We start from the raw sequence: 13,238 nt of genomic DNA on the forward strand, positions 1-13,238 counted from the left end.
CCGTTCCATAAAATTCCTGATTTATTATTAAGTAACCATTTATTATCTGTATTTGAAAAAGAAAGAGGATTTTTTATGTACTGCTATGTTGGGAGCAGATCGCCACCATTTGGAGACGGGCAGAAATCAAGATACTCTTTTTCCGTAAAAATGGAAGTCATCATCATGAAAAAAATTTTTCGCTGTATTTTTAACACGGCTCTGGGAATAATGTTTGTGACTGCATTCATTCTTCTTTTTCCAGGTCTTTTTGGAATTCGGCCATATGTGGTTTATTCTGGTTCCATGGAGCCGGAAATCCAAACAGGAGCTGTTGTTTTCACAAAGGTGGAGAAGTTATCTCCTGAAAAAGGAGATATTATTACGTTTCGCAACGGGGATACCGTTATCACACACAGAGTGATAAAGAAACAAAACGGTACCTGGATCACAAAAGGTGATGCGAACAAAACTGCGGACCCTGTCCCTGTGGAAGAGTCGCAGATTATCGGGCGGGTAGTCTTTTGCCTGCCTTATCTGGGCTATGTACTTTATTTTCTGAAAGCCCGGATTCCGTTTGCTGCCGTATGTATTGCGGCAGGTCTGTCAGTGATCTCTGATCTGGCATATACCCCTAAAAAAATTAAAAAAGAAATATCTGGAGGATTAAATTATGATGAAAAATAAAAAAATGGTAAAAGGAATCGCACTTGGAGCAATGATCGCAGCACTGGCAGCAGGAGGAACTGCGGCTTATCTTACAGATTTTGAAACTGCTACCAACAGTTTTACCGTAGGAAAAGTAGATATTGCTTTGGAAGAACCTGGATGGAAACCGGAAGAAAACACCAAGATTGTACCTACTCAGGTAATCAAAAAAGATCCTTATGTGGAAAACAAAGGAGTAAATGAAGCTTTTGTATACCTGGAAGTATCTGTTCCTGTGAGAGAAATCATTACCGCAGCCGCAGATGGAACCAGAAATAATCTGGAAAAAACGGAGTTGTTCAGTTATTCCAAGAACAGTGACTGGACACAGATGGAGAGAAAAGAAATCGGACAGAATATGGTGTATACATATGCCTATAATCATATTCTGAATCCCGGGGAAAAAACAACAACACTGTTTGACACCGTAACATTTGCCAATATTATTGAAGGGCAGCTGGATATGCAGCAGTTGGATATGCCTGTAAGAGCCTATGCAATTCAGGCTACCAATACAGGAGACGGCAGTACAACTGTTCTGGAACAGGCCAAAGCTGCTTATCAGAAATATGTAAATCAGAACAAAGGACAGGCTGGTGGTGTCACTAAATGAGAAAGCTGAAAAATCCGGTGCTGTTTCTTTTTATAGCCGGAACTATCTGTGCAGCAGGGACAGCGGCATATTTTTCGGATTCCGATAATAGGATAAATGAAGTTGCTGTGGGAACTGTGACAACAGAAATTGAAGAAAATTTTCCGGACCCTACCCCCACACCAATGGAGAATAATCCATCTTACAGAAAAGAAATCTGGACAGGAAATTTTTCCAGCAGTGAAAAAGGATTTAACGCAGACTGTTATGTAAGGATGATGGTTTCCTACTCTGATGATGATATAGGAAGAGGAGTAGAAATTCTGGGAATGGATACAGTAAACTGGGTGTACAGCAATGAGGATGGCTATTATTACTACCGTAATGTGGTTGCGGAAGGAGAAAAGACGACGCCCTTATGTACAGGTTTTCGGATTGATTCAGCAAAAATTGATGATACATATAAAAATAGTCTTTCAGATTTTGCAATCAATATATACGAAGAATCTGTACAGGCAGAAGGATTTGAGGATTTTAAAAGTGCATGGAGATATTTTGATAATCCGATATCTGGAAATGCAGAAAGGGGGAGGAATGGTTGAAAAGAGTTCTTAAAGTTCTGCTTGCGGGAATGTTTGCAGCTGGGAGTATCGCAGTCTGTGCTGTTGCCTACGGAAAATTTTCAGATTCTGTAACGGTAACCAATCATATCTCCACGGGAGATATCAATATCTCATTAAAAGAACTGGAGAAAAAGAATGGCAGAGAAATTGTCTATCAGGATAATAAAACAATCCTTCCCGGAGATAAAATATCCAAAATCCCAAGAATTACCAATCAGTCGGAGCCCTGCTGGATAAGGGTAAAGATTACATATACAGATAATCTGGAAAACAGGAAAGGGCTTGACGACAGTAATCTTACCGGCATGTCAAAATACTGGATAAAAAAAGGAAAATATTTTTACTGCACCAGAAAACTTGAACAGGGAGACAGCATAGACGTTTTTACAGGGATTTCGGTTCCGGAAGAATGGGAGCAGCCATATCAGGAAAAGAAACTGGGAATTACAATTGTTGCAGATGCCGTGCAGGCGGCAAACTTTTCGCCGGATTTTAAAGATATGACTCCATGGGGAAATCAGAAAATATTAAGATGTATTCATGATACCAGTGGACGGATTGTACAAAAAAAGAAACCGGTAAAATTGAATGTGGAATTTGAGGGAAATGCACATAAACTGATTGCGGCGCCGGAGGATTTTTTTGCCGGATTTTCCGCAGCTATGCCAGGAGATGTATTTGAGGATTCCGTAGAAATACGAAATACTACGGGACATACAGCAGAGATCTATTTTCGAACAGCACCGGAGTGTAAATCTGTGAAGGACCAGGAATTTCTGAAAAAATTGAAACTGGAAATATCCGTAGGTGAAAAGAAACTGTATTCGGGTGATCTTCTTGCAGCATCCTTAAATAAGCCGGTTTCGCTCGGAAAAATTAAGTCCGGAAAAGGAGAAAGCATGAAATTTCAGGTTACAGTTCCCAAAGAACTTGATAATACATATGCTCTTCGTGACGGAGATGTAAAATGGATTTTTTCTGTAAATGAAGAAGAAAAAGAAAACACAATTTTATCTCCAACGCCCGGACAGACTGAAAAAAAAGAAAAGTCTGACAGAGGTGATTCACAAAAAAACATTTCCTCAGAAAAGTCAGCTCCTGTAAAAACCGGAGACGAGACCGGAATTCTGTTTTTCCTGTTTATAGGAAGTACAGCGTTTTTTACAGCAATTCTGGTGCTTAGGAAAGGAGGAAGAAAAATTTGAAAAAAAGAATGACAGGGGCTGTGATGTCACTGCTGATTCTGGCTTCCTCCCTTGCAGTGTCAGACAGTTCCACAATGGGAAGTGCTCTGGAAAATGAAGCGGCAGAACATTCAGAAAGCATGTTTCTGGAAGAAGATGAAGATCAAAACAGTCAGGAAAATGTTGAGACAGATTCCGGCAATACAGATGTGGAGGAAGAGTTTTCGGAAGGGACAGGATCAGAAAGTGTTCTGGATGAAGAGATTTTTTCTTATGATGAGGAAACAGATGTGGAGGAAGAGCCTGAATTTACTTTGTTTTCTGAGGAGAACGCGGAAATACTGACAGGTGACAGCGAAGAAGCTGATCAGCTGATTCAGGAAATTGAAAACGGAGAAGTTTTTGCACTTTCTCCGGCACTTCCGGAAAGTTTTACAGGATCAGAAAGTGTTACAGTGTCTGCTTCTGATGAAGAAAACCTTTCCACCACAGCCTTAGACCCTTCACAGTATTATCTGGATGTCTGGACGAGAGTTTATTGTGATGAGGTTTGGACAGAGGCAAATGATTTTATAGGAAACGGAAACAAAACTCGTATGGGATGTACTTATCGTTCGGTACATTATATTGATGATACAGGAACAGAAAAAGTTTCTCCGCTGTACTGCCTGAAGGCAACCAAAGATGGTATGGATAGTACCATGCTGAAAGATGAAGCAGTTAAAGTATTGAAAAATGCTGTGATTCAAAAGCTTCTTTACTTTGGATATGGTGGTCCCGGAGATCTTGGAACGGGGTATGATCCATCCTGCAGCCATATAAGCTGGTCAAAATGGCAAAACCGATATGTTTTTACACATATCGCCCTTTCCATAGCTTATTTCAATGACCGTGGATATGCAACAGAAGCGGAAGTGGAACATGTGGGAATTAACCGCCTCATCGACAAGATAAAAACACTGACAATCCCTGCGAGAAACAAGGCATCTGTGTCTGTGAAAGGTGAAAACGGATGGGTGTCTGCAGTAGGACAGACGGTTCCTTTGAGCGTGTACCGTTCCAGGCCGGATACACTTCCTTATATACCGGACAGCATGAAAGACGGCTTTCAGATGAGCAACCTTATGAGAGTTACCGATGGTGCAAAGGCCGGGAACGGGATTACCATAACCAGGAATTCCACAGAAAAATGGCAGCTGGCTTACTGGACAAGCGCGTCAGAGTATAATTCCCAGAGAACCAGCCCCAAAATGATGACAGGAACCAGTCTTAGTTTAAAAGAAGGTGCGTATTTGTATCTGATTTTTCCTCTGAATACGACAGCATCCAGAAAATTTTCATGTAAAATGCTGCTCCAGCCGGTATCATATATTCTTGTAGATGGAAAAGCACAGTCCGGAAAAGACGGAATGCAGGATTTTGGGGCATATGTATACCAGGGGACAAGAGGAAAGGTTGATTTTACGGTAAAACCTTCTACATATGGAAGTGTCAAACTGGTAAAAACAGAAGCAAATACAGGAAAAAAAGTTGCAAATGCCAAATACGCAATCTATGCAGGGGAGGATGTGAAATCTGGTTATCGTGTTATGTACAAAAAAGATCAGAGAATTGAAACCGGAATTACGGATCAGAATGGAGAAATCACATATCTGAAATTGCCGCCGGGACAGTATTATGTAAAGGAGATAAAAGCCCCTTCTGGTTATGTACTGAGCACAGTAATAAAAAATGTTACGGTAACTGCTAGTAATACAGCATCTGTTGCAGTGACAGATATTATGAATATAAGCGGAACGGCAGTTATTACAAAAAAAGACGGAGATACTGGTGATCCTCTTGCCGGTGCGGAATTTACGTTGTATGAGTGGAGCAAAAAGACCGGAAGTTATGGAAAGACAGGAACGCTCCTTACATACAACAGCCAGAATCGGGTATATGAGTCGGGAGAATTTTTTTATACAGAAGACAATCAGGGAAAATTCAGGATTCGTGAAACAAAAGCTCCCGCAAATTATACAGGAAACTGGCAGAAAGATTTTCAGCTTACAGAACCCGGTACGCATAAAAAATATTCCTTTGAAGTTCTGAATTATCAGGCAGATAAACGCAGAATAGAGATTCGGAAAACAGACGAAAATACGGGGGATGTTCTGAAAGATGCACAGTTTACACTGTATGAGTACAGTATTTCTCAAAACGGTTACAAGGCAGAAGGGATTGTACTGAAATATGAAGAAGAAAGTCAGATTTATGTCAGTGAGGAACTTCTGGTAACTTCGGACAATAATGGAAAATTTAAAATTGTGGAAACCAAAATTCCGACGGGCTATGAGGGTAGCTGGGAACAGGAAATTGATATCACAGACAAAAATGAAAGTCTTGCATTTCATGTAACCAACAGACCATTGCCGGAGTATAAAGGCCGGATACGTCTGAAAAAAACAGATGTTTATACAGGAAAATCTCTGGAAGATGCGGAGTTTACCGTATATCAGTGGAACCGTAGGAAAGGATTTTATGAAGATAATCTGGGTGAAAAAAGACTTTTGAAATATGATAGAGAAGACGGCTATTATTATACGGAGGCTTTGATGATCACAGATGAAAATCTTGGAAAGTTCCGGATTATAGAAACCAGAAATCCTGCAAATTATACAGGAAAATATGAAAAAGATGTTGTTTTTCAGAAAAAAGCGGATACGGATATAGACGAAATTCTGCTTCAGGCAGAAAATACCCCAATGATATTACCACTGGGAACAATAACTGTAACCAAAAAAATAAAAGAAAATGATATTACATGGGCTCATGGAAATCCGACCTTTTTCTTTGTAGCAGAGGGAACCGATCTGTCGGGAGCTGCTCATCGTTATGAGGATTATGTGACTTTTGTGCCGGACAGCTATGAAACAGACGGTAACGGCTATGCAACAATTTCTGTTACACTTCGAAATATTCCGCTGGGACAGTATACAATCTGGGAGAAACCAGTTCTCAGATATTATCTGAAAGATGCGTGGGCGGATACAGAAAATGTACGGATCACAAAAAAAGCAGAAGCGACTTATGGAAAAGATCCAAAGGAGACAGCAGTGGGAACTGCAGCATTAACGGTGGAAAAACCGGACGCAGCGCTTACTTTTTTAAATGAAAAAGCCAGATACGACAAATTTTCTCATACGGACTGTATAAAAAACACAATCCCGTTGTTATTTTCCTGATAAAACAGACCGGAAGACAGAAAGCAGATTCTGTCCTTTCCGGTCTGTTTTGGGATTTCAGGTATATTTCGGAGAAAAACTTTTTACAATAGAACAGAGAGAAACAGGTCAGGAGTGGGTCTATGGACATCAGAAAAGTTCGAAGAAATATTTTGGTCTGGATTATGATTTTTTGTTTTGTTTTTGCTCCGCAGAAAACATGGGGAGAAATCACAGAAAATCAGGAAAAAGTACAGCAGGATCTTGTGGAGGCACCAGGAGCTGTACTGATGGAAAAAGAAACGGGAACTGTGATTTACTCAAAAGATCCGGATACCAGAAGAAGTCCGGCCAGTATTACGAAAATTATGACATTAATTCTGATTTTTGATGCAATACAGAGCGGAAAACTGCATCTGGAGGATACCATAACAACCAGTGCTTATGCAAAATCCATGGGAGGCTCCCAGGTTTTTCTGGAAGAAGGGGAAACCCAGAAAGCGGAAACCATGATCAAGTGCATTGTGATAGCTTCCGGAAATGATGCCAGCGTGGCTATGGCCGAACATCTTGCGGGAACGGAGCAGGCTTTTGTAGAGCAGATGAATGAGAGGGCAAAAGGGCTGGGGATGAAAAATACCCACTTTGTGGATTGCTGCGGACTGACAGAATCGGAAGAACATTATACAACCCCTTACGATATTGCGCTCATGAGCCGGGAACTGATTTTTCGATATCCGGAGATCCTTACATATTCATCCGTATGGATGGAGGATATCACTCATGTTACCAGAAAAGGTTCTTCCACATTTACATTGACGAACACCAATAAACTGTTACGTAGTTATGATGGCTGCAAGGGGCTGAAAACAGGAAGTACCAGTCTCGCAAAATACTGTCTCAGTGCGGTGGCAGAGAAAAATGGGATTACATTGATTGCAGCTGTGATGGCGGCACCGGATCCCAAAACAAGATTCCGGGATGCAGCGGCACTTTTGAATTATGGCTTTTCAAAATGTACCTTATATCTGGATGAGGCGCTGAAACCATTAAAACCCCAGAAAATTCGAAGAGGAGTAAAACAGGAGGTGACGCTTGTATACAAAAATAAATTTCGATATCTCAGCACAGATGGAACAAAACCAGATCATGTAAAAAAGAAAGTGATTCTTCCGAAAGAACATACTGCTCCGGTGATAAAAGGAGAAAAAGCCGGAGAACAGGAATATTATCAGGATGGAAAAAAGCTAGGGAGCATTGATATTCTGTATGGGGAAACCGTAAAAAGAGCAGGATATTATGACTGGCTGAAGCGGACCGTGCAGGCAGTTTTGCTGTGAAAATTTGTTGTGAATAGACACCTTGCTGACACACATATTTTGACAAAGAGGTATCTCAGGATGTATAATATAACAGATTGAAGAAATAACAGCGCAGAGAAGGGATTTTGGATGAAAGAAATCAGAACAGAAGATGCGGTAGGACATATTTTATGCCATGATATCACGCAGATCATAAAAGATGAAAAAAAAGGCGTTCTTTTCAAAAAAGGGCATGTAGTAAAAGAAGAAGATATTCCACTTCTGCTCTCTGTAGGAAAAGAACACCTTTTTGTGTGGGAGAAAAAAGAGGGAATTCTTCATGAAAATGAAGCGGCGGAGATTCTTTATAAGATCTGTGCGGGAAATTCTTCCAAAGTACATGGAACTGATATTAAAGAGGGTAAGATTGAAGTAATATCAAAAATAGACGGTGTTCTGAAAATTCGCCGAAAAGCACTTATGGCAGTGAATTCTCTGGGAGAGATGATGATTGCATCCAGGCATGGGGATTTTCCGGTAAAAAAAGAAGAAAAAATTGCAGGAACCAGAATTATTCCGCTTGTAATTGAAAAAGAAAAAATGGATGCTGCAAAGGCAGCAGCAGGAGAAACGCCGATTTTTGATATTCTGCCCTATCAGAAAAAGAAAGTGGGAATTGTCACAACTGGAAGCGAAATTAAAAAGGGGCTGATAAAGGATACCTTTACTCCTGTACTCAAAGAAAAGCTTTCCGAGTTTCCGACAGAGATTCTGGGGCAGGTAATGCCAGGAGATGATAAAGAACAGATTACAGAGAAAATTCTTTCTTTTGCAGACAGGGGAGCGGACCTGATTGTCTGTACTGGTGGGATGAGTGTGGATCCGGATGACCGTACACCTGGAGGAATTCGTGATACAGGAGCCAAGATTGTGACATACGGAGCGCCGGTACTTCCAGGGGCGATGCTTCTGGTTGCATATCTTAAAAGAAATGAAAAGACCATACCAGTTCTTGGACTTCCAGGATGTGTTATGTATGCAAAGAGAACGGTGTTTGACCTGATTTTGCCAAGGGTGATGGCAGATGATGAAATAAAAGCAGAGGAAATTGCGGCACTGGGAGAAGGCGGGCTGTGCCTGAACTGTCCGGTATGTACATTTCCCAATTGTGGATTTGGAAAATAGGATGAAAGATTTCAGAGTTAAAAAATATCAGATTCATACAGATAAGATTCAGAATCCGGAAGGCGTGCGTTTTGTATTGCTGGCAGATCTTCACGGGATTTCCTATGGGAGGGAGAATGTACGACTTGTGGAAACAATCCGCAGGCTGAATCCGGATGCGATACTCTCTGCCGGTGATATGGCTGTGCGTACTCAGCCTGATACGCTTGTCACGGCATGCAAATTACTGAAAAAACTGGTACATGATTTTCCGGTATATTATGCATTGGGAAATCATGAGTATAAAATGACTCTTTCTGGGGAATATCGGGGATATTATGAAAAATATGAAAAAATGCTGAAAACAGCAGGTGTGCATATCCTGAGAAACACCCATGAGCATGCAATTTTTAAGGGAGAACATTTTTGTTTCTGGGGTCTTGAACTTCCCATTGAGTATTATCATAAACCCAAATCACCGAAACTTAAGACAAAAATGATGGAAGAACTGATTGGAAAGCCCGGAAAAAATGGAATGCAGATTCTTCTGGCCCATAATCCCAAATATGGAAAAACATATTTTGACTGGGGAGCAGATATCATCCTGTCAGGACATTATCATGGAGGAGTTGTCCGCTTAAGTGAGCACCATGGTCTTTCCTCTCCACAGTACCTGGTGCTGCCTCCTTTCTGCTGCGGAGATTTTCATAAGGGGGATCAGCATATGTTTGTCAGTGCCGGGCTTGGGGAACACACGATTCCTCTGCGGATTCATAATCCCAGAGAACTGCTTGTAATCGATGTGAAACCTTTCGAAAAAACGAAATGAGGAAACCATATGGCAATATCTGTTAAGCTGAATGTATTTGAAGGCCCTCTGGATCTTCTGCTTCATCTGATTGACAAGAATAAAATAGATATTTATGATATTCCTATTGTAGAGATTACCGACCAGTATATGGAGTATCTGCATTCCATGGAAAAAGAAGACCTTGGTGTTATGAGCGAATTCCTGGTTATGGCGGCGACACTTCTGGACATCAAGTGCAGGATGCTTCTTCCAAAAGAGATCAACGAGGAAGGAGAAGAGGAGGATCCGAGAGCAGAACTGGTGCAGAAACTTCTGGAATATAAAATGTATAAATATATGTCCTATGAGCTGCGAGACCGACTTGGAGACGCGGCAGGAGTTTATTACCGGAAACAGGATCTTCCAGAGGAAGTGATGCAGTATACGCCGCCGGCAGATCCGCAGGAACTTCTTCGAGGACTGACACTGGAAAAAATGAGTGCGATTTATCAGGCACTGATCCGCAGACAGGAAAATAAAATCGATCCGATTCGAAGTAAATTTGGGCGTATTGAAAAGGAAGAGATTTCATTGTCAGATAAGCTCCTTGAGATGCGGGAGTATGCCAGGACTAACCGGAAGTTCAGCTTTCGCCAGCTGATGGAAAACCAGCATTCAAAGATACAGCTGATTGTTACTTTTCTGGCAATTCTGGAACTGATGAAAATGGGGCATGTTCATGCAGAGCAGGCAGATCTTTTTGATGATATTCATATAGAAGTTATGACAGATCCGGAAACATGGAAGAATCTGACAGAGTTTGCGGATGAATAATACAGCAGGAATGAGGATAGCAAGTGGAAATTAAACGAATTGAAGGAGAGATAGAGGCCATTCTTTTTGCAATGGGTGAGGCTGTGGAGTTAAGCCGTATTGCCAAAGCAATTCAGCAGGATATGACTATAACGGAAAACATCATTCGAAATATGATGATTCGTTATCAGGAAGAGGATCGGGGAATTCAGATTATTGAACTTGAAAATTCTTTTCAGCTCTGTACAAAAAAAGAATATTATGATTCTCTTATAAGAATTGCCGCACAGCCCAAAAAACCGACATTAACGGATGTTATGCTTGAGACTCTTTCTATTATTGCTTACAAACAGCCGGTTACAAAAGCAGAGATTGAGAAAATCAGAGGAGTGAAATGTGACCATGCCATTAACAAACTGATGGATTATGACCTGGTGCGGGAACTGGGCCGACTGGATGCACCGGGACGTCCGATTCTGCTTGGAACCACAGAAGAATTTCTGCGCTGCTTTGGGGTTCAGGGTCTGGATGAACTTCCGGAAATGGATCCTGTTCAGCTGGAAGATTTCAAGGCAGAGGCAGAGGAAGAAATTCAGCTGAAACTGGATGTATAAAGAAAAGCACTGACAGATACCAGAGCATCGGGAGCAGCCGGACAGATCAATGGGAACAGAAGAGGAGGAACAGAAAATGCCTACGACATATACACATGATCTTTTTGGAAAAAGGGTTTATCGGAAGCTTCCTGCAAAATTGCAGCACCTGATTCGAAGCAACGGAAATCTGTATCGGATTGGACAGCATGGACCGGATATTCTGTTTTATTATTTCATATCCAAAAATCCGGTGACGCAGTACGGAGTGCGTATGCATGGACAGAAGGCCAGGGATTTTTTTGAAAAAGGAATGAAAAAAGTCCGGGAGGAGAAAAATCCTGCACTTATGGCATACATGCTGGGATTTGGATGCCATTATATTCTGGATTCCACCTGCCATCCTTATGTAAATCAGGTGGCGGCAGAGGGAAAAATCTCCCATACGCTTCTGGAAAAGGAATTTGACCGTATGCTGATGTATGAAACCGGAAAAAATCCCCTGCGCTTTTATCCGTCACATGGTATCCGTGCCAGCTTTTACAGCGCCAGAACCATTCATCAGGTACTTCCGCTGATCCGTACATGGAATATTTACCTTTCCCTGAAAATGATGAAAATTTTTACCTGCATCCTGGTATGTGATGATGGAGGAAGAAAAAAACGTCTTTCCGAGCATGCTCTTTCTCCGGCGGGTCGGAAACGGGCTGCGTTTATCACAGAGTTTTTTATGAGTCCGGAACCTGAGGTGGACTGCAGAAAAGAACTTCTGAAACTGGACAGCCTTATGGAAGAAGCTCTGGAAAAAGCACCGGATATGCTGGAAGAACTGGCTGTGCTGGCAGTTCGTCCGGGACATCTTTCTGAACGGTGGAATCTGACCTTTAATGGATAATGAATTTGACGGATAAAAATAGAAAGTTATATCACTGGGATACTCCTGCATAAAATATAATGGTTACTGCAAACAATTATAAAAATGTATGCGGGGTGATGGGATGAAAAACAGGCGTATGGCCGCTGTCGTGCTGATGACAGCGGTCCTTATTATTCTGCAGATATTTCCTGTCTGGGCGAAAGAAGAGCAGCTTTATGCGCTTTCGGCAGTTCTTATGGATGGAGAGACTGGACGGGTACTGTATGGAAAAGAGGCTTATAAAGGACGGCCAAATGCCAGCACTACAAAAGTCATGACCTGTATTTTGGCTCTTGAGATGGCCTCCGGAGATGATTATGTACAGGTCTCCAGGAATGCGGCATCACAGCCACAGACGCACCTGGGGATGCGGGAAGGTCAGCAGTTTTATCTGGAAGACCTTCTGTATTCGCTGATGTTGAAGAGTCATAATGATACAGCGGTGGCTATTGCAGAACATATCGGTGGTTCTGTGGAAAAGTTTGCAGTTTTGATGAACGAAAAAGCAAAGGTGCTGGGATGCAAAGATACACATTTTGTGACACCGAATGGTCTGGATGCAGAAGATGAAGGGGGAATTCATCACACGACTGCCAGGGATCTGGCGCTGATTATGGCGTATGCCATAAAAAATGAGACCTTTGTTCATATCACGCAGACCAGAGATTATACATTTTCGGATATTTCCGGAAAGGAACATTATTCGGTTCATAATACCAATGCTTTTCTGGATATGGAGACCGGCGTGATTTCCGGAAAAACCGGCTTTACCGGAAATGCCGGTTACTGTTATGTCTGCGCTGTACGGCAGGATGAAAAATTGTTTGTCGTGGCACTGCTGGGATGTGGCTGGCCTGGAAACAAAAATTATAAATGGTCTGATACAAAAAAACTGTTATCTTATGGCAGGGAAAATTACAGTTATGTGCTGCTGCCGGATCTGCCGGATCTGCCGGAAATTACAGTGACAGATGCCGTGCCGGAGGAAAACAGTCCATACCCGGAAAAAAAGAAAGGGTCAGGATATTCGGAAATATATAGGAGATTAAAAGTACATGTGTCTCTGCCGGAAAAGGAGCAGGTGAAAAGATATCTTCTGAAAAAAACAGAAACAATTATCTGGAAAACAGATCTCCCAGATAAAATAGCGGCACCAGTGAGGGAAAACCAGAAGATCGGTACACTTCGAGCAGTGCTGAATGGAAAAGAAATAACTTCCTGTTCTGTGACAGCGAATGAGAAAATCGGCAGGATTACCTATAAATGGTATGTAAATAAGGTTTTTCAGGATTATTTTCACTAATCCGTCAACCCCTGGCATCTGTCAGGGGTTAATTTTTTAACATTCATGACGAAAAGTATTGAATTTTCG

General features: G+C 41.6%; 12 protein-coding genes. All 12 read left to right on the forward strand.

Annotated elements, in window-relative coordinates:
- Window positions 1-165: 165 nt before the first annotated feature.
- The 12 genes from GPK88_RS13120 (at window position 166) to GPK88_RS13175 (ending at window position 13,169) form a co-directional block, all read left to right on the forward strand.
- A complete protein-coding gene (locus GPK88_RS13120) occupies window positions 166-666 on the forward strand; it encodes a signal peptidase I (protein ID WP_173761708.1) in 501 nt (166 codons plus the stop codon).
- Window positions 653-1,300: a TasA family protein gene (locus GPK88_RS13125; RefSeq protein ID WP_148447960.1), complete on the forward strand. Its 648-nt coding sequence runs from the start codon at window positions 653-655 to the stop codon at window positions 1,298-1,300. Before GPK88_RS13120 ends, GPK88_RS13125 begins: the two co-directional genes overlap by 14 nt.
- Window positions 1,297-1,881, forward strand: coding sequence for a hypothetical protein (locus GPK88_RS13130; RefSeq protein ID WP_148447958.1), 585 nt, complete (start codon window positions 1,297-1,299; stop codon window positions 1,879-1,881). Before GPK88_RS13125 ends, GPK88_RS13130 begins: the two co-directional genes overlap by 4 nt.
- Complete coding sequence (locus tag GPK88_RS13135) at window positions 1,878-3,107, forward strand: hypothetical protein (protein ID WP_173761707.1); 1,230 nt, start codon at window positions 1,878-1,880, stop codon at window positions 3,105-3,107. The genes GPK88_RS13130 and GPK88_RS13135 overlap by 4 nt, the downstream gene beginning before the upstream one ends.
- Entirely contained in the window at window positions 3,104-6,310 is a 3,207-nt protein-coding gene (locus tag GPK88_RS13140; RefSeq protein WP_173761706.1) for a SpaA isopeptide-forming pilin-related protein, read from the forward strand. Before GPK88_RS13135 ends, GPK88_RS13140 begins: the two co-directional genes overlap by 4 nt.
- Window positions 6,311-6,432: 122 nt before the next feature.
- Window positions 6,433-7,629, forward strand: a complete 1,197-nt coding sequence (locus GPK88_RS13145; protein WP_173761705.1) for a D-alanyl-D-alanine carboxypeptidase family protein — start codon at window positions 6,433-6,435, stop codon at window positions 7,627-7,629.
- A gap of 111 nt (window positions 7,630-7,740) precedes the next feature.
- Window positions 7,741-8,775, forward strand: a complete 1,035-nt coding sequence (locus GPK88_RS13150) for a molybdopterin-binding protein (RefSeq protein ID WP_148447950.1) — start codon at window positions 7,741-7,743, stop codon at window positions 8,773-8,775.
- Window position 8,776: 1 nt separating this feature from the next.
- Window positions 8,777-9,583 (forward strand): metallophosphoesterase, encoded by an 807-nt coding sequence (locus tag GPK88_RS13155; RefSeq protein WP_148447948.1) that lies wholly within the window; start codon window positions 8,777-8,779, stop codon window positions 9,581-9,583.
- A gap of 9 nt (window positions 9,584-9,592) precedes the next feature.
- Window positions 9,593-10,378: a segregation and condensation protein A gene (locus tag GPK88_RS13160; RefSeq protein WP_148447946.1), complete on the forward strand. Its 786-nt coding sequence runs from the start codon at window positions 9,593-9,595 to the stop codon at window positions 10,376-10,378.
- A gap of 23 nt (window positions 10,379-10,401) precedes the next feature.
- A complete protein-coding gene (scpB, locus tag GPK88_RS13165; protein ID WP_173761704.1) occupies window positions 10,402-10,971 on the forward strand; it encodes an SMC-Scp complex subunit ScpB in 570 nt (189 codons plus the stop codon).
- Between the two features lie 76 nt (window positions 10,972-11,047).
- Window positions 11,048-11,845 carry a zinc dependent phospholipase C family protein gene (locus tag GPK88_RS13170; RefSeq protein WP_148447942.1) on the forward strand — a complete coding sequence of 266 codons (798 nt, stop codon included), beginning with the start codon at window positions 11,048-11,050 and terminating at the stop codon, window positions 11,843-11,845.
- A 103-nt stretch (window positions 11,846-11,948) separates the two neighbouring features.
- A complete protein-coding gene (locus GPK88_RS13175; RefSeq protein ID WP_173761703.1) occupies window positions 11,949-13,169 on the forward strand; it encodes a D-alanyl-D-alanine carboxypeptidase family protein in 1,221 nt (406 codons plus the stop codon).
- Window positions 13,170-13,238 lie beyond the last annotated feature (69 nt).

Source organism: Blautia sp. MCC269 (assembly GCF_018785655.1).
Classification (GTDB): Bacteria; Bacillota; Clostridia; order Lachnospirales; family Lachnospiraceae; genus Blautia_A.

Bases quoted from the DNA above. Each gene is read 5' to 3' on its own strand.
- GPK88_RS13120 (WP_173761708.1), top strand. From the start codon at position 166: ATGAAAAAAATTTTTCGCTGTATTTTTAACACGGCTCTGGGAATAATG.
- GPK88_RS13125 (WP_148447960.1), top strand. From the start codon at position 653: ATGATGAAAAATAAAAAAATGGTAAAAGGAATCGCACTTGGAGCAATG.
- GPK88_RS13130 (WP_148447958.1), top strand. From the start codon at position 1,297: ATGAGAAAGCTGAAAAATCCGGTGCTGTTTCTTTTTATAGCCGGAACT.
- GPK88_RS13145 (WP_173761705.1), top strand. From the start codon at position 6,433: ATGGACATCAGAAAAGTTCGAAGAAATATTTTGGTCTGGATTATGATT.
- GPK88_RS13150 (WP_148447950.1), top strand. From the start codon at position 7,741: ATGAAAGAAATCAGAACAGAAGATGCGGTAGGACATATTTTATGCCAT.
- GPK88_RS13155 (WP_148447948.1), top strand. From the start codon at position 8,777: ATGAAAGATTTCAGAGTTAAAAAATATCAGATTCATACAGATAAGATT.
- GPK88_RS13160 (WP_148447946.1), top strand. From the start codon at position 9,593: ATGGCAATATCTGTTAAGCTGAATGTATTTGAAGGCCCTCTGGATCTT.
- GPK88_RS13170 (WP_148447942.1), top strand. From the start codon at position 11,048: ATGCCTACGACATATACACATGATCTTTTTGGAAAAAGGGTTTATCGG.
- GPK88_RS13175 (WP_173761703.1), top strand. From the start codon at position 11,949: ATGAAAAACAGGCGTATGGCCGCTGTCGTGCTGATGACAGCGGTCCTT.